The organism is Bacillus sp. C-3-6 (assembly GCF_054509685.1).
Map to the genome: position 1 here is coordinate 302,501 of NZ_CM137247.1, position 20,475 is coordinate 322,975.

17 protein-coding genes, 3 rRNA genes and 1 riboswitch (1 of these 21 running past the window's edge) are annotated in these 20,475 nt (G+C 39.6%); of the genes, 16 read left to right on the forward strand and 4 right to left on the reverse strand.

Annotated features, from left to right (window positions below; all coding sequences use genetic code 11):
* From ACW0JX_RS01655 to rrf, 3 genes are all read left to right on the forward strand, one after another.
* Positions 1–31, forward strand: a 16S ribosomal RNA gene (locus ACW0JX_RS01655) (it extends 1,521 nt beyond the left edge of the window).
* Between the two features lie 146 nt (positions 32–177).
* Positions 178–3,099, forward strand: a 23S ribosomal RNA gene (locus ACW0JX_RS01660).
* Positions 3,100–3,148: 49 nt separating this feature from the next.
* A 5S ribosomal RNA gene (gene rrf / locus ACW0JX_RS01665) occupies positions 3,149–3,264 on the forward strand.
* The 16S, 23S and 5S rRNA genes sit together here, the layout of an rRNA operon.
* Before the next feature lie 42 nt (positions 3,265–3,306).
* Here rrf and ACW0JX_RS01670 read toward each other — a convergent pair.
* Positions 3,307–3,573, reverse strand: a complete 267-nt coding sequence (locus ACW0JX_RS01670; protein ID WP_095691505.1) for a hypothetical protein — start codon at positions 3,571–3,573, stop codon at positions 3,307–3,309.
* Positions 3,574–3,851: 278 nt separating this feature from the next.
* Positions 3,852–3,953: riboswitch (purine riboswitch) on the forward strand.
* Between the two features lie 110 nt (positions 3,954–4,063).
* On the opposite strand from ACW0JX_RS01670, the gene purE reads away from it, so the two are divergent.
* The 12 genes from purE (at position 4,064) to purD (ending at position 17,166) form a co-directional block, all read left to right on the forward strand.
* Positions 4,064–4,549, forward strand: coding sequence for a 5-(carboxyamino)imidazole ribonucleotide mutase (gene purE / locus ACW0JX_RS01675; RefSeq protein ID WP_000839367.1), 486 nt, complete (start codon positions 4,064–4,066; stop codon positions 4,547–4,549).
* On the forward strand, positions 4,546–5,697 hold the full coding sequence (gene purK, locus ACW0JX_RS01680) for a 5-(carboxyamino)imidazole ribonucleotide synthase (protein ID WP_459245275.1): 1,152 nt from the start codon (positions 4,546–4,548) through the stop codon (positions 5,695–5,697). The genes purE and purK overlap by 4 nt, the downstream gene beginning before the upstream one ends.
* Complete coding sequence (gene purB / locus ACW0JX_RS01685) at positions 5,694–7,001, forward strand: adenylosuccinate lyase (protein WP_000625682.1); 1,308 nt, start codon at positions 5,694–5,696, stop codon at positions 6,999–7,001. Before purK ends, purB begins: the two co-directional genes overlap by 4 nt.
* An 88-nt stretch (positions 7,002–7,089) precedes the next feature.
* Positions 7,090–7,809: a phosphoribosylaminoimidazolesuccinocarboxamide synthase gene (purC, locus tag ACW0JX_RS01690; protein WP_001170549.1), complete on the forward strand. Its 720-nt coding sequence runs from the start codon at positions 7,090–7,092 to the stop codon at positions 7,807–7,809.
* Complete coding sequence (gene purS, locus ACW0JX_RS01695; protein ID WP_000278823.1) at positions 7,802–8,056, forward strand: phosphoribosylformylglycinamidine synthase subunit PurS; 255 nt, start codon at positions 7,802–7,804, stop codon at positions 8,054–8,056. The genes purC and purS overlap by 8 nt, the downstream gene beginning before the upstream one ends.
* The gene (gene purQ / locus ACW0JX_RS01700; protein ID WP_459245276.1) at positions 8,053–8,736 is read left to right on the forward strand and encodes a phosphoribosylformylglycinamidine synthase subunit PurQ; all 684 of its coding nucleotides are present in this window, start codon (positions 8,053–8,055) and stop codon (positions 8,734–8,736) included. Before purS ends, purQ begins: the two co-directional genes overlap by 4 nt.
* The gene (purL, locus tag ACW0JX_RS01705; RefSeq protein ID WP_000055560.1) at positions 8,720–10,939 is read left to right on the forward strand and encodes a phosphoribosylformylglycinamidine synthase II; all 2,220 of its coding nucleotides are present in this window, start codon (positions 8,720–8,722) and stop codon (positions 10,937–10,939) included. The genes purQ and purL overlap by 17 nt, the downstream gene beginning before the upstream one ends.
* Positions 10,924–12,339, forward strand: a complete 1,416-nt coding sequence (purF, locus tag ACW0JX_RS01710) for an amidophosphoribosyltransferase (protein WP_000879026.1) — start codon at positions 10,924–10,926, stop codon at positions 12,337–12,339. Before purL ends, purF begins: the two co-directional genes overlap by 16 nt.
* 105 nt (positions 12,340–12,444) lie before the next feature.
* A complete protein-coding gene (purM, locus tag ACW0JX_RS01715) occupies positions 12,445–13,485 on the forward strand; it encodes a phosphoribosylformylglycinamidine cyclo-ligase (protein WP_001262442.1) in 1,041 nt (346 codons plus the stop codon).
* Complete coding sequence (gene purN, locus ACW0JX_RS01720; RefSeq protein WP_000088577.1) at positions 13,482–14,069, forward strand: phosphoribosylglycinamide formyltransferase; 588 nt, start codon at positions 13,482–13,484, stop codon at positions 14,067–14,069. The genes purM and purN overlap by 4 nt, the downstream gene beginning before the upstream one ends.
* A 24-nt stretch (positions 14,070–14,093) precedes the next feature.
* Positions 14,094–15,629 (forward strand): bifunctional phosphoribosylaminoimidazolecarboxamide formyltransferase/IMP cyclohydrolase, encoded by a 1,536-nt coding sequence (purH, locus tag ACW0JX_RS01725; RefSeq protein ID WP_000745406.1) that lies wholly within the window; start codon positions 14,094–14,096, stop codon positions 15,627–15,629.
* 265 nt (positions 15,630–15,894) lie between these two features.
* A complete protein-coding gene (gene purD, locus ACW0JX_RS01730; RefSeq protein ID WP_095691502.1) occupies positions 15,895–17,166 on the forward strand; it encodes a phosphoribosylamine--glycine ligase in 1,272 nt (423 codons plus the stop codon).
* Positions 17,167–17,244: 78 nt separating this feature from the next.
* Here the strand turns inward: purD and ACW0JX_RS01735 are convergent, their stop codons facing one another.
* Positions 17,245–18,423: a YbfB/YjiJ family MFS transporter gene (locus ACW0JX_RS01735; RefSeq protein ID WP_095691501.1), complete on the reverse strand. Its 1,179-nt coding sequence runs from the start codon at positions 18,421–18,423 to the stop codon at positions 17,245–17,247.
* Between the two features lie 122 nt (positions 18,424–18,545).
* Here ACW0JX_RS01735 and ACW0JX_RS01740 point away from each other — a divergent pair, with 122 nt between their 5' ends.
* Positions 18,546–19,415, forward strand: coding sequence for a LysR family transcriptional regulator (locus ACW0JX_RS01740; RefSeq protein WP_053565396.1), 870 nt, complete (start codon positions 18,546–18,548; stop codon positions 19,413–19,415).
* A 20-nt stretch (positions 19,416–19,435) separates the two neighbouring features.
* Here the strand turns inward: ACW0JX_RS01740 and ACW0JX_RS01745 are convergent, their stop codons facing one another.
* Together ACW0JX_RS01745 and ACW0JX_RS01750 are read right to left on the reverse strand one after the other, a co-directional pair.
* The gene (locus ACW0JX_RS01745) at positions 19,436–19,600 is read right to left on the reverse strand and encodes a type II toxin-antitoxin system antitoxin (RefSeq protein WP_001085171.1); all 165 of its coding nucleotides are present in this window, start codon (positions 19,598–19,600) and stop codon (positions 19,436–19,438) included.
* A 15-nt stretch (positions 19,601–19,615) separates the two neighbouring features.
* Positions 19,616–20,461 (reverse strand): SPFH domain-containing protein, encoded by an 846-nt coding sequence (locus ACW0JX_RS01750; protein WP_053565395.1) that lies wholly within the window; start codon positions 20,459–20,461, stop codon positions 19,616–19,618.
* Between the last annotated feature and the right edge of the window lie 14 nt (positions 20,462–20,475).

The following is a 20,475-nucleotide window of genomic DNA, read 5'->3' on the forward strand; positions in this document are numbered from 1 at the left end:
TATCGGAAGGTGCGGCTGGATCACCTCCTTTCTATGGAGAATTGATGAACGCTGTTCATCAATATAAGTTTCCGTGTTTCGTTTTGTTCAGTTTTGAGAGAACTATCTCTCATATATAAATGTATGTTCTTTGAAAACTAGATAACAGTGTAGCTCATATTTTTTAATTTTTAGTTTGGTTAAGTTAGAAAGGGCGCACGGTGGATGCCTTGACACTAGGAGTCGATGAAGGACGGGACTAACGCCGATATGCTTCGGGGAGCTGTAAGTAAGCTTTGATCCGAAGATTTCCGAATGGGGAAACCCACTATACGTAATGGTATGGTATCCTTACCTGAATACATAGGGTATGGAAGACAGACCCAGGGAACTGAAACATCTAAGTACCTGGAGGAAGAGAAAGCAAATGCGATTTCCTGAGTAGCGGCGAGCGAAACGGAACATAGCCCAAACCAAGAGGCTTGCCTCTTGGGGTTGTAGGACATTCTATACGGAGTTACAAAGGAACGAGGTAGACGAAGCGACCTGGAAAGGTCCGTCGTAGAGGGTAACAACCCCGTAGTCGAAACTTCGTTCTCTCTTGAATGTATCCTGAGTACGGCGGAACACGTGAAATTCCGTCGGAATCTGGGAGGACCATCTCCCAAGGCTAAATACTCCCTAGTGATCGATAGTGAACCAGTACCGTGAGGGAAAGGTGAAAAGCACCCCGGAAGGGGAGTGAAAGAGATCCTGAAACCGTGTGCCTACAAATAGTCAGAGCCCGTTAATGGGTGATGGCGTGCCTTTTGTAGAATGAACCGGCGAGTTACGATCCCGTGCGAGGTTAAGCTGAAGAGGCGGAGCCGCAGCGAAAGCGAGTCTGAATAGGGCGTTTAGTACGTGGTCGTAGACCCGAAACCAGGTGATCTACCCATGTCCAGGGTGAAGTTCAGGTAACACTGAATGGAGGCCCGAACCCACGCACGTTGAAAAGTGCGGGGATGAGGTGTGGGTAGCGGAGAAATTCCAATCGAACCTGGAGATAGCTGGTTCTCCCCGAAATAGCTTTAGGGCTAGCCTTAAGTGTAAGAGTCTTGGAGGTAGAGCACTGATTGAACTAGGGGTCCTCATCGGATTACCGAATTCAGTCAAACTCCGAATGCCAATGACTTATCCTTAGGAGTCAGACTGCGAGTGATAAGATCCGTAGTCAAGAGGGAAACAGCCCAGATCGCCAGCTAAGGTCCCAAAGTGTGTATTAAGTGGAAAAGGATGTGGAGTTGCTTAGACAACTAGGATGTTGGCTTAGAAGCAGCCACCATTTAAAGAGTGCGTAATAGCTCACTAGTCGAGTGACTCTGCGCCGAAAATGTACCGGGGCTAAATACACCACCGAAGCTGCGAATTGATACCAATGGTATCAGTGGTAGGGGAGCGTTCTAAGTGCAGTGAAGTCAGACCGGAAGGACTGGTGGAGCGCTTAGAAGTGAGAATGCCGGTATGAGTAGCGAAAGACGGGTGAGAATCCCGTCCACCGAATGCCTAAGGTTTCCTGAGGAAGGCTCGTCCGCTCAGGGTTAGTCAGGACCTAAGCCGAGGCCGACAGGCGTAGGCGATGGACAACAGGTTGATATTCCTGTACCACCTCTTTATCGTTTGAGCAATGGAGGGACGCAGAAGGATAGAAGAAGCGTGCGATTGGTTGTGCACGTCCAAGCAGTTAGGCTGATAAGTAGGCAAATCCGCTTATCGTGAAGGCTGAGCTGTGATGGGGAAGCTCCTTATGGAGCGAAGTCTTTGATTCCCCGCTGCCAAGAAAAGCTTCTAGCGAGATAAAAGGTGCCTGTACCGCAAACCGACACAGGTAGGCGAGGAGAGAATCCTAAGGTGTGCGAGAGAACTCTGGTTAAGGAACTCGGCAAAATGACCCCGTAACTTCGGGAGAAGGGGTGCTTTCTTAACGGAAAGCCGCAGTGAATAGGCCCAAGCGACTGTTTAGCAAAAACACAGCTCTCTGCGAAGCCGTAAGGCGAAGTATAGGGGGTGACACCTGCCCGGTGCTGGAAGGTTAAGGAGAGGGGTTAGCGTAAGCGAAGCTCTGAACTGAAGCCCCAGTAAACGGCGGCCGTAACTATAACGGTCCTAAGGTAGCGAAATTCCTTGTCGGGTAAGTTCCGACCCGCACGAAAGGTGTAACGATTTGGGCACTGTCTCAACCAGAGACTCGGTGAAATTATAGTACCTGTGAAGATGCAGGTTACCCGCGACAGGACGGAAAGACCCCGTGGAGCTTTACTGTAGCCTGATATTGAATTTTGGTACAGTTTGTACAGGATAGGCGGGAGCCATTGAAACCGGAGCGCTAGCTTCGGTGGAGGCGCTGGTGGGATACCGCCCTGACTGTATTGAAATTCTAACCTACGGGTCTTATCGACCCGGGAGACAGTGTCAGGTGGGCAGTTTGACTGGGGCGGTCGCCTCCTAAAGTGTAACGGAGGCGCCCAAAGGTTCCCTCAGAATGGTTGGAAATCATTCGTAGAGTGCAAAGGCATAAGGGAGCTTGACTGCGAGACCTACAAGTCGAGCAGGGACGAAAGTCGGGCTTAGTGATCCGGTGGTTCCGCATGGAAGGGCCATCGCTCAACGGATAAAAGCTACCCCGGGGATAACAGGCTTATCTCCCCCAAGAGTCCACATCGACGGGGAGGTTTGGCACCTCGATGTCGGCTCATCGCATCCTGGGGCTGTAGTCGGTCCCAAGGGTTGGGCTGTTCGCCCATTAAAGCGGTACGCGAGCTGGGTTCAGAACGTCGTGAGACAGTTCGGTCCCTATCCGTCGTGGGCGTAGGAAATTTGAGAGGAGCTGTCCTTAGTACGAGAGGACCGGGATGGACGCACCGCTGGTGTACCAGTTGTTCTGCCAAGGGCATAGCTGGGTAGCTATGTGCGGAAGGGATAAGTGCTGAAAGCATCTAAGCATGAAGCCCCCCTCAAGATGAGATTTCCCATAGCGTAAGCTAGTAAGATCCCTGAAAGATGATCAGGTTGATAGGTTCGAGGTGGAAGCATGGTGACATGTGGAGCTGACGAATACTAATAGATCGAGGACTTAACCATATAATATGTAGCAAATGTTATCTAGTTTTGAAGGAATATGCCTTCATAGTTTGGTGATGATGGCAGAGAGGTCACACCCGTTCCCATACCGAACACGGAAGTTAAGCTCTCTAGCGCCGATGGTAGTTGGGACCTTGTCCCTGTGAGAGTAGGACGTCGCCAAGCAAAAACCTAAGTCGTTTCGACTTAGGTTTTTTGTGTTTATTTTTATTTACCGAATGTTATAATCCATAAATTTAATAACGCTAAAGACGAAAAAAGAATGAAATAGAGACTGTTTAAAATAATAGCAATGATTTTTTGTGTTCCGGATTTTCCTAATGCCGCTAAAGTAATACTTAAAATAGGACACATTATTTCTATCATAAGTATATATTTTAAATAATGAGATGCTATAAATAAGTATTCAATAATTACAACAATTACTGCGATAGAAAAAAATAAATAGGATAATAGCATAGTTCTTTCTTTCACTTTTATCCTCCTTAGAAATTAAATCGTTATATAAAAGTTCTATTGATGTGTAGAATACAAGAGTGTATATATTTTGATTTAAAACATACTGAAGTACTATATAAACGATTATAAGTAAATAGATCTCTAGAAATATATATTCTAATTCCTTTTTCTTCTTGCATATAGTTGCAATTCTTGTTTTGAATATAACTAAAACACGAACGTTATTGACTACTAATAAAAAAACATTCGATTATTTATTGACATCGTTTATGAAATATTGTTAATATAGCCATAGAAACAATAATATAAGACCTCATATAATCGCGGGGATATGGCCTGCAAGTCTCTACCTAACGACCGTTATTCGTTAGACTATGAGGGAAAGTCACTCGGTATTTTTCTATTCACAAGGGATACGTATGCCTGAGTAGAGCGCTTTCTCTCATAGTAAAAGAGAAAATGTTCTATTTCAGGCTTTTTTTATTTGAATCGGGGGGATTCTAATATGAAATCACTAGTTGGAGTCATAATGGGAAGTACGTCAGACTGGGAAACAATGAAATATGCTTGTGACATTTTAGATGAATTAAATATACCGTATGAGAAAAAAGTTGTATCCGCTCATCGGACTCCGGATTATATGTTTGAATATGCAGAGACGGCTCGTGAACGTGGATTGAAAGTTATTATTGCTGGAGCTGGTGGAGCAGCACATTTACCAGGAATGGTTGCAGCGAAGACGAATCTTCCTGTAATTGGAGTGCCAGTTCAATCAAAAGCGTTAAACGGCTTAGATTCATTATTATCCATCGTCCAAATGCCAGGAGGGGTTCCAGTTGCAACTGTTGCAATTGGTAAGGCTGGTTCAACAAATGCTGGTTTACTTGCTGCACAAATACTTGGATCATTCCATGATGACATACATGATGCATTAGAATTGAGAAGAGAAGCAATTGAAAAAGATGTGCGCGAAGGTAGTGAGCTAGTATGACGAGAATCATTTTACCTGGAAAAACAATCGGCATTATTGGAGGCGGCCAGCTAGGAAGAATGATGGCATTGGCAGCTAAGGAAATGGGATATAAAATTGCTGTTTTAGATCCTACAAAAAACTCACCATGTGCACAAGTTGCTGATATTGAAATTGTTGCATCATATGACGATTTAAAAGCAATTCAGCATTTAGCAGAGATAAGTGATGTTGTCACATATGAATTTGAGAATATTGATTATAGATGTTTACAATGGCTTGAAAAACATGCTTACTTGCCACAGGGTAGTCAGTTGTTAAATAAAACGCAAAATCGTTTTACAGAAAAGAATGCAATTGAGAAGGCTGGGTTACCAGTAGCAACGTATAGATTAGTTCAAAATCAAGATCAGCTTACAGAAGCAATTGCTGAGTTATCATTCCCTTCCGTCTTAAAAACGACGACAGGTGGATATGATGGGAAAGGGCAAGTTGTTTTAAGAAGTGAGGCTGATGTTGAGACAGCAAGAGATCTTGTGGATAAAGCAGAGTGTATTTTAGAGAAATGGGTGCCTTTTGAAAAAGAAGTATCCGTTATTGTGATTCGTAGTGTAAGTGGTGAAACGAAAGTATTTCCGGTAGCGGAAAATATTCATGTAAATAACATTTTGCATGAATCTATCGTTCCAGCTCGTATTACAGAAGAGCTTTCTCAAAAAGCAATTGCTTATGCAAAGGTACTTGCGGATGAATTAAAACTTGTGGGAACACTAGCTGTAGAGATGTTTGCTACAGCTAATGGTGAGATTTACATTAATGAATTAGCACCAAGACCTCACAATTCAGGACACTATACACAGGATGCATGTGAAACGAGCCAATTTGGTCAACATATTCGAGCAATCTGTAATTTACCTCTAGGAGAAACAAATTTGTTAAAACCAGTTGTCATGGTAAACATTTTAGGCGAACATATAGAAGGGGTCCTAAGACAAGTGAATAGATTAACCGGGTGCTATTTACACTTGTATGGAAAAGAAGAAGCAAAAGCACAGCGAAAAATGGGGCATGTTAATATTTTAAATGATAATATTGAAGTCGCTCTAGAAAAAGCGAAGAGTTTGCATATTTGGGACCATCAAGAACAACTGTTGGAGGGAAAAAGATGATTAGTCGTTATACACGCCCTGAAATGGGTGCGATTTGGACGGAAGAGAACAAATTTAAAGCGTGGTTAGAAGTTGAGATTTTAGCTTGTGAAGCATGGGCTGAGCTTGGCGATATTCCAAAAGAAGATGTTAAAAAAATTCGTGAACATGCATCATTTGATATTGATCGTATTTATGAAATTGAAAAAGAAACACGTCATGACGTAGTTGCATTCACTCGTGCTGTATCAGAAACGCCAGCACTAGGCGAAGAACGTAAATGGGTTCATTACGGTTTAACATCTACAGATGTAGTAGATACAGCATTATCTTACATCTTAAAACAAGCGAATGAAATTATATTAAAAGACTTAGAGAACTTTGTAAGCATTTTAGCTAACAAAGCGAAAGAGCATAAATACACAATCATGATGGGAAGAACACACGGTGTTCATGCAGAACCAACAACATTCGGTTTAAAACTTGGTCTTTGGTATGAAGAGATGAAACGTAACGTAGAACGTTTCAAACAAGCTGCTGATACAGTTCGTGTTGGTAAACTATCTGGTGCGGTTGGTACATATGCAAATATCGATCCATTCGTAGAAAAATATGTTTGTGAAAATCTAGGATTAGAAGCAGCACCAATTTCAACACAAACATTGCAACGTGATCGTCACGCACACTACATGTCAACACTTGCATTAATCGCAACATCTATCGAAAAGATGGCAGTTGAGATTCGTGGCTTACAAAAGAGTGAAACACGTGAAGTCGAAGAAGCTTTCGCAAAAGGCCAAAAAGGTTCTTCTGCAATGCCACATAAGCGTAATCCAATTGGATCTGAAAATATGACTGGTTTAGCTCGTGTTATCCGCGGTTATATGATGACAGCTTATGAGAATGTTCCATTGTGGCATGAGCGTGACATTTCTCACTCTTCAGCAGAACGCGTAATTTTACCAGATGCTACAATCGCATTAAATTACATGTTAAATCGCTTTGGTAATATCGTTAAAAACTTAACTGTATACCCAGAGAATATGAAACGCAATATGACAAGAACATATGGCTTAATTTATTCTCAGCGCGTAATGCTTACACTAATCGACAAAGGTATGGTACGTGAAGAAGCTTATGATATCGTACAGCCTAAAGCGATGGAAGCTTGGGAAACACAAGTACAATTTAAAGAGCTTGTAGAAGCTGATGAGCGTATTACAAGTAAGTTAACACAAGAAGAAATTAATGAATGCTTCAACTATGAGCATCATATGCAACACGTTGATACAATCTTTGAACGCCTTGGATTAAACGAAGCGTAAAATTTCATATGGCACAGAATAGAGTCATTCTGTGCCATTCTTTATAAAAAAATTATTCACATTTTTCAAACTACAGGGGGCTTGCGAAATGCAAAAGCTAGAATTGCTGTATGAAGGTAAGGCAAAAAGAATTTATCGTACAGAATCAGCAGATATGGTTTGGGTAGAGTACAAAGATAGTGCGACTGCTTTCAATGGGGAGAAAAAAGAGACGATTACAGGAAAAGGTCGTTTGAACAATGAGATTACAACTTTATTGTTCAGAAAGTTACAAGAAGTAGGAATTAAAACACATTTTGTTGAGAAGTTATCTGAAACAGAACAACTTGTTAAAAAAGTGAGTATTATTCCTTTAGAAGTTGTCACAAGAAATGTAATTGCAGGAAGTCTTTCAAAACGATTAGGAATGGAAGAGGGAACTGTACTTGCAGAACCAATCGTAGAATTTTACTTCAAAGATGATAATTTAGGAGATCCGCTTGTAACGGAAGATCATATTCGTGTATTAAACGTTGCATCGCCAGAGCAAGTAAGCGTATTACGAGATATGGCTCTACAAATCAATCAAGTGTTGATTGATCATTTCGCAAGCTGTCGTGTAAGATTAGTAGATTTCAAATTAGAGTTTGGTGTAACGGAAGAGGGAGAAATCATATTAGCGGATGAAATTTCACCAGATACTTGCCGTTTATGGGATGAAACGAGCAATGAGAAGTTTGATAAAGACGTATTCCGTCGCGATCTTGGAAATTTAACAGATGCTTATGAAGAGATTTTAAAACGTTTAGGGGGAATTTCACATGTATAAAGTTAAGGTATATGTAACATTAAGAGAAAGCGTATTAGATCCACAAGGAACAGCGGTAAAAGGAGCTCTTCATAGTCTTTCATTCACAGAAGTACAAGACGTTCGAATCGGAAAGTACATGGAACTAACAATTGATAAATCTGTATCTGACTTAGATAGCAAGGTAAAAGAAATGTGTGAAAAACTATTAGCGAACGTTGTAATGGAAGACTTCCGTTATGAAGTTGAGGAGGTTGTCGCACAGTGAAATTTGCCGTAATAGTATTTCCAGGTTCGAACTGTGATGTCGATATGTTCCATGCAATTAAAGATGAGCTTGGCGAAGAAGTAGATTACGTTTGGCACGATACAGAGAATTTAGATGAATATGATGCAATTTTACTACCAGGTGGATTCTCTTACGGTGACTACTTACGCTGCGGTGCTATTTCTCGCTTTGCTAATGCAATGAAAGCAGTACAAAAAGCTGCTGAGCAAGGAAAGCCGATTTTAGGTGTATGTAATGGATTCCAGATTCTTGTTGAATCAGGATTACTACCAGGAGCATTAATGAGAAACGAAAACTTAAAATTTATGTGTCGTACTGTTCAGTTGCGTGTTGAAAATAATGAAACGATGTTTACATCACAATATGAAAAAAATGAAGTAATCAATATTCCAATCGCTCATGGTGAGGGGAATTACTATTGTGACGAAGAGGCTCTTAAACAATTAGAAGAGAATAATCAAATCGCATTCCGTTACGTAGAAAATCCTAACGGTAGCGTTTCAGATATTGCTGGTATTGTAAACGAAAAAGGAAATGTACTTGGTATGATGCCACATCCAGAGCGTGCTGTAGATGAATTACTTGGCGGTGCTGAAGGGTTAAAAGTCTTTCAATCTATCTTAAAACAGTGGAGGGAAACATATGTCGTTAATGCTTGAACCAAATCCAACACAAATTAAAGAAGAGCGTATATATGCGGAAATGGGGCTAACAGACGAAGAGTTTGCCATGGTTGAAAAGATTTTAGGTCGTCTGCCAAATTATACAGAAACAGGATTGTTCTCTGTAATGTGGTCTGAACATTGTAGTTATAAAAATTCAAAACCAGTTCTTCGTAAGTTTCCAACGACAGGTGAGCGCGTTCTGCAAGGACCTGGAGAAGGCGCTGGAATTGTAGATATCGGTGATAATCAAGCAGTTGTATTTAAAATGGAAAGTCATAACCATCCTTCAGCTATTGAACCATATCAAGGAGCAGCAACAGGTGTTGGTGGTATTATTCGTGACGTATTCTCTATGGGAGCACGTCCGGTAGCTCTATTAAACTCACTTCGTTTCGGTGAATTACAGTCACCACGTGTGAAATATTTATTCGAAGAAGTAGTAGCAGGAATTGCAGGATACGGTAACTGCATCGGTATTCCGACTGTTGGCGGCGAAGTACAATTTGATCCATGTTACGAAGGAAATCCACTTGTAAATGCAATGTGCGTAGGCTTAATTAACCACGAAGACATTAAAAAAGGGCAAGCGCACGGTGCTGGTAACACAGTAATGTACGTAGGAGCATCAACTGGTCGTGACGGTATTCACGGTGCAACATTCGCGTCGGAAGAACTATCTGAAAGCTCAGAAGCGAAACGTCCAGCGGTTCAAGTAGGGGATCCATTTATGGAAAAACTTCTTATTGAAGCGTGTTTAGAATTAATTCAATCTGATGCACTTGTTGGAATTCAAGATATGGGTGCGGCTGGTTTAACATCATCTTCTGCAGAAATGGCAAGTAAAGCAGGAATGGGTATTGAAATGTACTTAGATGATGTACCACAGCGTGAAACAGGGATGACACCATATGAAATGATGCTGTCTGAATCACAAGAGCGTATGTTAATTGTTGTGAAAAAAGGTAGAGAACAAGAAATAGTAGATTTATTTGAGAAGTATGGTCTCGCAGCGGTTACGATGGGGAAAGTAACGGAAGATAAAATGCTTCGTTTATTCCATAAAGGTGAAAAGGTAGCTGAAGTTCCAGCAGATGCTTTAGCAGAAGAAGCACCAATTTATCATAAACCATCAAAAGAAGCAGCATACTTTGCTGAATTCCAAGCAATGAAAATGGAAACGCCAAAAGTAGAAAATTATAAAGAAGCGTTATTCGCTCTATTACAGCAACCAACAATTGCAAGTAAAGAGTGGGTATACGATCAATACGATTACCAAGTTCGTACAAGCACAGTGGTTACACCAGGTTCAGATGCAGCAGTTGTACGTGTACGCGGTACAGAAAAAGGATTAGCAATGACGACAGATTGTAATTCTCGCTACATTTATCTAGATCCAGAAATGGGCGGTAAAATTGCAGTAGCAGAGGCAGCGCGTAATATCGTATGCTCTGGCGGTGAGCCACTTGCAATTACAGATTGCTTAAACTTCGGTAACCCAGAAAAACCAGAAATCTTCTGGCAAATTGAGAAATCAGTAGACGGTATGAGTGAAGCTTGTCGCACATTACAAACACCAGTTATCGGCGGAAACGTATCGATGTATAACGAACGTAGTGGCGAAGCTGTATATCCAACACCAACTGTTGGGATGGTCGGACTTGTACATGACTTAAAACATGTAACAACACAAGAGTTTAAGCAAGCTGGTGATTTAGTTTATATAATCGGTGAGACGAAAGCTGAGTTTGGCGGAAGTGAATTACAGAAAATGATTCACGGAAAAATTTTCGGTCAATCACCAAGTATCGATCTAGATGTAGAATTAAAACGCCAAAAACAAGTATTAGAAGCAATTCAAGCTGGTCTTGTTCAATCTGCACATGATGTTGCTGAGGGTGGTTTAGCAGTGGCAATTTCAGAAAGTGCAATTGGTGCTAACGGCTTAGGTGCTACTGTGAAATTAGATGGAGAAGCAACAGCAGCATTATTCGCTGAATCACAGTCTCGCTTCGTGATAACTGTAAAACGTGAAAATAAAGAGGCGTTTGAGAAAGCGGTAGAAGCAATCCAAGTTGGCGAAGTAACAAGTACAAATGAAGTAACAATTCATAATGAAGAAAATGAAGTATTACTTACAGCAAATGTAGATGAAATGAGAAAGGCTTGGAAAGGGGCAATCCCATGCTTGCTGAAATAAAGGGGTTAAACGAAGAATGTGGCGTTTTCGGAATTTGGGGGCATGAAAATGCAGCACAAGTTTCATACTACGGATTGCACAGTTTACAGCACCGTGGGCAAGAAGGCGCAGGCATTGTCGTAAATAATGGGGAAAAAATCGTCGGTCACAAGGGATTAGGTTTAATATCAGAAGTGTTTTCAAGAGGTGAGTTAGAAGGATTAAATGGAAAATCAGCAATCGGACATGTACGATATGCAACAGCTGGTGGAAGTGAAGTTGCTAACGTTCAACCATTGTTGTTCCGTTTTTCCGATCATAGTATGGCGTTAGCTCATAACGGAAATTTAATTAACGCAAAAATGCTTCGTCGTGAATTAGAAGCAGAGGGAAGTATTTTTCAAACTAGTTCAGATACAGAAGTACTTTTACATCTTATTAAACGTAGTACGAAAGACTCTTTAATTGAAAGTGTAAAAGAGGCTCTAAATAAAGTGAAAGGTGCGTTTGCGTATCTTTTACTAACTGGAAATGAAATGATCGTTGCGTTAGATCCAAATGGATTCCGTCCGCTTTCAATTGGAAAGATGGGGGATGCTTACGTTGTAGCATCTGAAACATGTGCTTTTGATGTAGTAGGTGCAACATACATTCGCGATGTAGAACCTGGTGAATTACTTATCATTAATGATGAAGGAATTCACGTAGATCGTTTCACAAACGATGTAGAACATGCGATTTGTAGTATGGAATATATTTACTTTGCACGACCAGATTCTAATATTGCTGGTGTTAACGTTCATGCAGCGCGTAAAAATATGGGAAAACGTTTAGCAGCGGAAGCTCCTATTGAAGCGGATGTTGTTACTGGTGTACCAGACTCTAGTATTTCAGCTGCGATTGGCTATGCGGAGGCAACAGGCATTCCGTATGAATTAGGATTAATTAAAAATCGTTACGTTGGACGTACTTTTATCCAGCCTTCTCAAGAACTGCGTGAGCAAGGGGTTAAGATGAAGCTTTCCGCAGTAAGAGGTGTGGTTGAGGGGAAACGAGTTGTTATGATTGATGACTCTATCGTAAGAGGAACGACAAGTAAACGAATTGTTCGTATGCTTCGTGAGGCTGGAGCGACAGAAGTTCATGTAAGAATTGCTTCACCACCTCTGAAATATCCATGTTTCTATGGCATTGATATTCAAACGAGAAAAGAATTAATTGCAGCAAATAATACAGTAGAAGAAATCCGCGAAATGATCGGAGCAGATTCTTTAACATTTTTAAGCGAAGATGGATTAGTAGATGCAATTGGACGTCCATATGAAGGGAAATATGGCGGCCTATGCATGGCTTACTTTAATGGGGACTATCCAACAGCTCTTTATGATTATGAGCAAGAGCTTTTAGAAAGTATGAAATAAGAAAAGTGAAAAAAGCTTCTACTTCTTTTGCTGTAGAAGCTAGCTTTTTTCTTAAAACGGCCCGCCCTGGATGGGGAGAAATTAAAAGACGAGGTGTAAATAACGATGGCGAATGCATATAAGCAAGCAGGAGTAGATATTGAAGCTGGATATGAAGCGGTATCTCGCATGAAAAAACACGTACAAACAACTATGAGAAAAGAAGTACTAGGCGGTTTAGGCGGTTTTGGAGGTATGTTTGATCTATCAAAATTTGCATTAGAAGAACCTGTATTAGTATCTGGAACAGATGGCGTGGGAACAAAATTGATGCTCGCTTTTATGGCAGATAAACATGACACAATTGGTATTGATGCAGTAGCAATGTGTGTAAATGATATTGTTGTCCAAGGAGCAGAGCCGCTTTTCTTCCTTGATTATATTGCTTGTGGTAAAGCTGAACCTAGTAAAATTGAAAACATCGTCAAAGGTATATCAGAGGGCTGTCGCCAAGCTGGTTGTGCATTAATCGGTGGAGAAACAGCTGAAATGCCAGGAATGTATTCTACGGAAGAATATGATTTAGCTGGTTTTACAGTTGGGATTGTTGATAAAAAGAAAATTGTAACAGGTGAAAAGATTGAAGCTGGTCACGTGCTAATTGGCTTAGCATCTAGCGGTATTCATAGCAATGGTTACTCTTTAGTACGAAAAGTGTTACTAGAAGATGGAGAACTATCTTTAGAGCGTATTTATGGACGCTTAGAACTACCTCTTGGTGAAGAATTATTAAAACCAACGAAAATTTATGTCAAACCTATTTTAGAACTATTGAAGAAGCATGAAGTATACGGTATGGCGCATATTACAGGGGGCGGATTTATTGAAAATATCCCACGTATGTTGCCAGAAGGAATTGGTGCTGAGATTGAACTAGGATCTTGGAAAATTCAGCCGATCTTCCATTTACTTCAAGAAGTTGGGAAACTGGAAGAGAAAGAAATGTTCAATATTTTTAACATGGGTATTGGTATGGTAGTAGCAGTGAAGGAAGAAGATGCAAAAGATGTTGTTCGTCTTCTTGAAGAGCAAGGAGAAACGGCTCGTATTATTGGACGTACTGTACAAGGAGCTGGCGTTACTTTTAATGGGGGCAAAGCACTATGAGTAGATTAGCAGTTTTTGCTTCTGGAAGTGGATCTAACTTTCAATCTCTCGTTAATGCGGTAGAAGAAAAAAGATTGGATGCAGAAATTAGTTTATTAGTATGTGATAAACCAGAAGCACGTGCTGTTGGGCGAGCGCATTATCATCATATTCCGTGTTTCGCTTTTTCAGCGAAAGCATATGAGTCCAAAGAAGCGTTTGAAAAAGAGATATTAAAGAAGCTAGAAGAATATGAAATTGATTATATTATTTTAGCTGGATATATGCGTTTAATCGGGCCGACGTTACTAGAAGCATACGGCGGAAAGATTATTAATATTCATCCATCATTACTACCGAGCTTTCCGGGTAAAGATGCTGTCGGTCAAGCGTTAGAAGCAGGTGTGAAAGTAACTGGAGTAACAATTCATTATGTAGATGCAGGTATGGATACAGGGCCAATTATTGCGCAAGAAGCAGTGGTTGTTTCTGAAGGGGATACGAGAGAAAGCTTACAAAAGAAAATTCAGCAAGTTGAACATAAATTATACGTAAATACAGTGAATCAAATTGTTCAGTCTGTGAAAGAAGCAACTGTTAACTAACATACAACCAGGGGTGAAGGATAAATGAAAAAGCGTGCATTAGTAAGTGTTTCAGATAAAACAGGAGTAGTAGAATTTGTTAAAGGGTTACTAGAGCAAGGGATTGAAGTTATTTCAACAGGTGGTACGAAAAAGTTACTAGAAGAAAACGGCTTACAAGTAATTGGTATTTCTGAAGTAACTGGTTTCCCTGAAATTATGGATGGTCGTGTGAAAACTTTACATCCAAATATTCATGGTGGTCTATTAGCAGTTCGTGATAATGAAACACATGTAGCGCAAATGAATGAATTAGGTATTCAAGCAATTGATTTTGTTGTTGTTAACTTATACCCATTTAAAGAAACAATCGCTAAGCCTGATGTAACATTTGCTGATGCAATTGAAAATATTGATATCGGTGGCCCGACAATGATTCGCTCTGCTGCGAAAAATCATAAATTCGTATCTGTAATTGTAGATCCAGTAGATTATGATATTGTGTTAGCAGAACTGAAAGAGAACGGTGAAGTAGCAGAGGAAACGAAACGTAAACTAGCAGCGAAAGTATTCCGTCATACAGCAGCGTATGATGCGTTAATTTCTAACTATTTAACAGAGCAAATGGGTGAAGAAAGTCCAGAAACATTAACTGTGACATTTGAGAAAAAGCAAGACTTACGTTATGGCGAGAACCCACATCAAAAAGCAACTTTCTATAAAGCGCCATTCGCAGCAACTTCTTCTGTTGCATACGCAGAACAATTACACGGTAAAGAATTATCGTATAACAATATTAATGATGCAGACGCAGCGCTTAGCATCGTAAAAGAATTTACAGAACCAGCAGTAGTAGCAGTAAAACATATGAATCCATGTGGTGTTGGAGTAGGAACTAATATTCACGAAGCATATACTCGTGCTTATGAAGCAGATCCAGTATCAATCTTCGGCGGTATTATTGCAGCAAATCGTGAAATTGATAAAGCTACAGCAGAAAAGTTACATGAAATTTTCTTAGAAATTGTTATCGCACCTTCGTTCTCGCAAGAAGCTTTAGAAGTGTTGCAAAGTAAGAAGAACTTACGTTTATTAACTATAAATATTGAAAAAGCGACAAGTGCAAGCAAAAAACTAACTTCTGTACAAGGTGGACTTCTCGTTCAAGAGGAAGATACGTTATCATTAGATGAAAGTACAATTTCAATTCCAACGAAACGTGAACCTTCAGAGCAAGAATGGAAAGATTTAAAACTAGCTTGGAAAGTTGTAAAACATGTGAAATCAAATGCAATTGTTTTAGCGAAAGATGACATGACAATTGGTGTCGGTGCGGGACAGATGAACCGTGTAGGTTCTGCAAAAATCGCGATTACACAAGCTGGTGAAAAAGCACAAGGTAGCGCGCTTGCATCTGATGCTTTCTTCCCAATGCCAGATACATTAGAAGAAGCAGCAAAAGCGGGAATTACAGCAATCATTCAACCAGGCGGATCGATCCGTGATGAAGATTCTATTAAAGTGGCAGATACGTATGGGATTGCTATGGTGTTCACTGGCGTACGTCATTTCAAACACTAATAGAGGATGTTTAAAAAGTCCGGTCAAGATAACCTTCGCATGTCGTCGTTGCATCGCCAGTGCGGTACTCATGTAGGAAAGCTACACTCCGTGTCCTCCTGGCAAATGCGCCTAGATCTGCTCGGTGCTCTTGATCCTCCTTTTTAAACCTTTATTGAGATGGATGTTTAAAAAGTCCGGTCAAGATAACCTTTTATTGATATGAAAAAGCAAACTAGGAGCATAGCTTCTAGTTTGTACTTATTTAATTATTGGGGGATGAAATATGAATGTTTTAGTAATTGGCCGCGGTGGGCGTGAGCATGCTTTAGCTTGGAAGTTTGCACAATCTGCAAAAGTGAAAAAGGTATATGTAGCACCAGGTAATGAAGGTATGCGAGATGTTGCAATACCAGTTGATATTGATGAAAATGATTTTGATGCATTAGTTTTATTTGCCAAAGAGAATAATGTGGAATTAACTTTCGTTGGACCAGAAATTCCACTTATGAATGGAATTGTTGATCGTTTTAAAGAAGAGGGACTTCGCGTATTTGGTCCGAATAAAGCGGCTGCTGTTATTGAAGGTAGTAAAGCTTTTACAAAAGAGCTTATGAAAAAGTATGATATTCCAACTGGGGCGTACGAAACTTTTACCGATTATGAAGAAGCAGTACAGTACATTCAAAAAGTTGGTGCACCAATCGTTATTAAAGCTGACGGATTAGCTGCTGGTAAAGGGGTAACGGTAGCAATGACGCTTGAAGAGGCATTACAAGCTGTGAAAGAAATGCTACAAGATGTGAAGTTCGGCGCGGCAAGTAAGAAGGTTGTTATTGAAGAGTTTTTAGATGGACAAGAATTTTCATTAATGGCATTTGTAAATGGAACAACTGTACATCCGATGGTAATCGCTCAGGACCATAAACGAGCTTTTGATGCTGATAAAGGCCCAAATACAGGCGGAATGGGTGCATATTCTCCAGTACCACAAATTCCAGAATCAGCAGTCCAAGAAGCGATTCAAACCGTATTACATCCAACTGCTCAAGCGATGATCCAAGAAAATCGATCGTTTACAGGGATTTTATATGCAGGGCTTATTTTAACAAATGATGGTCCAAAGGTAATTGAATTTAATGCACGCTTTGGTGATCCTGAAACAGAAGTTGTATTACCTCGCTTAGAAAATGATTTAGTTGATGTATGTAACGCTGTATTAGATGAAAGTGAGTTAGTGTTAGAGTGGTCAGAGGAAGCAGTAATTGGTGTTGTACTTGCTTCAAAAGGATATCCAGAAGCGTATAAAAAAGGTGAAATTATTACAGGATTAGATCGTTTAGAAGATGCTATTGTCTTTCATTCAGGTACAGCGATGAAACATGGGGATTTTGTAACAAATGGTGGCCGTGTACTATTTATTGCTTATAAAGCGAAAGACTTACAAGAAGCGAAAGATAGAGTGTATAAAGAAATCGCAAAGATTGAAAGCGATGGCTTATTTTATCGTAGTGATATAGGATATCGTGCGATTGGGCATGAGATTACGCGAAGCTAACATATGTTAGCTTCTTTTTTTATAGGAAATAGAGTATAGTACGTTGAATCTTTTCAAGAGATTATAAACTATTTGTATCTATATACACTTTTTCTCTACCTGCTTACATCTTATTTCTCCAATTAATAATAGCAGTATTGAGATGATTAACGTAAGAGCAGCGACAAGGAGTGGGAGGGAAAAACTTTGCATTTGCTCTGCAATAATACCTGTAAAGATTGGACCGATAATTTGGCCAATCCCATAAACACCTGTCGTATAACCAATGATTTTATTACTTTCATTCGGTCTTATTCGTTTTGCTTCTGTAGTTGTTAAAATTGTAATTCCGACGAATGTAGCACCTAGAAGGAATGCACTTAGAAATGCCCCAAAAAGGTTTGGAATAAGGAGTAGAGAAAGTAAACTTATAATTTGTAACATATAGGCGGATGTAAGAGCTCGTGTTGGTCCGTACTTCCGAGCAACAGTGGACCAAATGTAACTAGATGGGATGACAGCAATACCGACAATAATCCAGCTACAAGATGCATAGAAGGGTGATAGTGTAATTCTTTCTACAATGGTGACAAGGAAGGTCCCTGTAATGATATAGCCAAACCCTTCGAATCCGTAAGCTAAAATAAGCCAAAATAAATAGTTTTTTCTATGAGATGTAGCTTGTATAGTACTTTTTGGTTGCTGTATAGTACGTCTACTGTCCTCTCTTAACCATTTCCATACAAGGATAGCTAAACTAAAACTAATAAGTCCTAACCCAATCCATGCACCTTGCCAATTCCAAATTGAATTGAATAAAGGTGCGAAACTTCCAGAGAAAATAATGCCAATTCCAACACCGCTATAAATCATGCCACCTAGCATGACTTTATTACTTTGAAATAAATAATCTAAAACAATACTAGAGGCAAGAACAAATACAATTGCACTTGTGAAACCACCGATAAAGCGAAGGGGAAACCATAAAAAGATATAAGAGGTTAAGCCCATACAAAGAGTTGAAAGAACATTGAAGAATAAACAGAGGTGTAATATTTTTTCACGATTTTTTATCGTAATGAATCCAATAAAGAATGCCCCAAGTAAATAACCAAGATAATTACTGGACGCTAAATATCCAGCGAGGTCATCTTCTATATGGGCTTGCTTTTCCATAAAAGAAATAATCGGTGTGTAGGCGAACCGACTAATACCCATGACAGCTATTAAAGAACATATCCCAGCTATAATCATTTTCCATGTTTTTGTTTCTTTCATATAATCTCCCTTCTTGAAATATCTTCTAATATATATGATAGAGGAATATATATGGGGCGTAAAATACTGATTTTTTATATGTAATATCAAAATTAATGATATGAACGAAGGGATATGAACGAATGAACTTACAAGATTTTGTAGCTTTTTATATGGTCGCGCAGGAGAAAAGTATTTCAAGAGCAGCTATTCGGTTGAATTTTGTTCAATCAAACATAACAGCAAAAATAAAACGGCTAGAAGCTGAATATGAAACACAATTATTTTATAGGCATCGAGATGGAGTCACATTAACACCAGCCGGAGAAAAGTTGTTAACATACGCTGAAAAAATGATTCAATTATTAAATGAATCAAAAAGGCAAGTGAAACATACAGCGGAGCCTGGAGGAGTATTGAAAATTGGAGCGATGGAAACAGCAGCAGCTGTTAGATTGCCCACGATTTTAGCTAATTATCATATGCGCTATCCAGAAGTGGAAATTATGTTGCAAACGCACAATACGGAAGAATTAACGAAGAAGGTACTCTTATATGAAATAGAGGGGGCATTTGTAGCTGATTGTATAGCTGATCCAGCTTTAGAAAAGATAGAAGTATTCCAAGAGGAAATGATGTTACTTTCAAAGCGGAATGTTTTGTGGGATAACGGATATTCAGAATCGCAGTCTTTTATCGTTTTTCAATCAGGTTGTTTTTATAGAAAAGTTTTAGAAGAATGGTTACTATCTGAAGGGATTGTTCCAAAAAAAATAATGGAATTAAATTCTTTAGACGGTATTATTGGATGCGTAAAAGCTGGACTTGGGGTGTCTATGTTACCACGTGAAGTAGCAGAGCAATTTGATAGCCATAAAGAACTTATTCATACACCGTTAGTACATGAAAACAGGTTTATTCCGACTTATTTTATTTATCGGAAAGATAGTGTGAGAACAGCAGCGTTAAGCAAGTTTATTGATGACTTGCTTTGTATAAAAACAGCCCGCTGAAAATTCAGTGGGCTGTTTGTTCATGCATCTTTATCTTTCTTCAATTTTCCTTTTTGCTTTGCCATTTCTCGAAGTAAATACTCGATGTGTGCATTGACGCTACGAAACTCATCATTTGCCCATTTTTCGATGACTGCGTGTAATTCAGGATCAATACGTAATGGAAAGCTTTTCTTTTTAGCCATAATTACTTATAGCCCTTAGTATAGGCTTCCTGTATTAATAACTGGTTGCGCACCTTTATCTGAAACGATGGCAACTAATAGGTTGTTTACCATATTCGCTTTACGCTCGTCATCTAATTCAAGTACGCCTTCCTCATCTAACATATGGATTGAATCCTTCGCCATCTTCACAGCACCTTCAACAATCTCTTTTCTAGCAGCTAATACCGCTTTTGCTTGTTGACGTTGTAGCATCGCATGGGCAATTTCTGTTGCATAAGCTAAATGTGTTAAACGAGTTTCTAATACTTCTACGCCTGCGATTTCAAGGCGCGCTTCTAACTCACGCTTTAATTCTTCAGAGATTTCTTCAGTATTCCCGCGTAACGTAATGCAAGTTTCATCTTGGAAATTGTCATAAGGATATTTTGTTGCGACGTGGCGGATTGCTGTTTCACTTTGAATTTCTACAAATCGATCGTAATGTTCAACACCGAACATTGCTTTTGCAGAATCAACTACTTTATATACAATAACAGCTGCAATTTCAATCGGATTTCCCTCAACATCGTTTACTTTTAATTTCTTACTATTAAAGTTTTCAACACGTAATGAGACAGTTTGACGGAATGCGAATGGAATTGTTAAAAATAAACCATTTTGACGAATTGTTCCTAAATAATTACCAAAGAACGTAATAACTTTCGCTTGATTCGGTTGAACAATACCGATACCTGTAGCGAGAATTGCGGCTAATATAATAGTTAGTGCTGCTCCTACGAAAATTTCTTGTGCAAGGAAAAATATACCGATAGCAGCTAAAATCAAAATTCCAATAATACCGAGAAAACCATTTACATAAAATACTTGTTTTTCTTTCATATGATCGCCTCCTG

Coding starts and splice junctions, on each gene's coding strand:
- purE (WP_000839367.1), top strand. CDS start 4,064: ATGAAATCACTAGTTGGAGTCATAATGGGAAGTACGTCAGACTGGGAA.
- purK (WP_459245275.1), top strand. CDS start 4,546: ATGACGAGAATCATTTTACCTGGAAAAACAATCGGCATTATTGGAGGC.
- purB (WP_000625682.1), top strand. CDS start 5,694: ATGATTAGTCGTTATACACGCCCTGAAATGGGTGCGATTTGGACGGAA.
- purC (WP_001170549.1), top strand. CDS start 7,090: ATGCAAAAGCTAGAATTGCTGTATGAAGGTAAGGCAAAAAGAATTTAT.
- purS (WP_000278823.1), top strand. CDS start 7,802: ATGTATAAAGTTAAGGTATATGTAACATTAAGAGAAAGCGTATTAGAT.
- purL (WP_000055560.1), top strand. CDS start 8,720: ATGTCGTTAATGCTTGAACCAAATCCAACACAAATTAAAGAAGAGCGT.
- purF (WP_000879026.1), top strand. CDS start 10,924: ATGCTTGCTGAAATAAAGGGGTTAAACGAAGAATGTGGCGTTTTCGGA.
- purM (WP_001262442.1), top strand. CDS start 12,445: ATGGCGAATGCATATAAGCAAGCAGGAGTAGATATTGAAGCTGGATAT.
- purN (WP_000088577.1), top strand. CDS start 13,482: ATGAGTAGATTAGCAGTTTTTGCTTCTGGAAGTGGATCTAACTTTCAA.
- purH (WP_000745406.1), top strand. CDS start 14,094: ATGAAAAAGCGTGCATTAGTAAGTGTTTCAGATAAAACAGGAGTAGTA.
- purD (WP_095691502.1), top strand. CDS start 15,895: ATGAATGTTTTAGTAATTGGCCGCGGTGGGCGTGAGCATGCTTTAGCT.
- ACW0JX_RS01735 (WP_095691501.1), bottom strand. CDS start 18,423: ATGAAAGAAACAAAAACATGGAAAATGATTATAGCTGGGATATGTTCT.
- ACW0JX_RS01740 (WP_053565396.1), top strand. CDS start 18,546: ATGAACTTACAAGATTTTGTAGCTTTTTATATGGTCGCGCAGGAGAAA.
- ACW0JX_RS01745 (WP_001085171.1), bottom strand. CDS start 19,600: ATGGCTAAAAAGAAAAGCTTTCCATTACGTATTGATCCTGAATTACAC.
- ACW0JX_RS01750 (WP_053565395.1), bottom strand. CDS start 20,461: ATGAAAGAAAAACAAGTATTTTATGTAAATGGTTTTCTCGGTATTATT.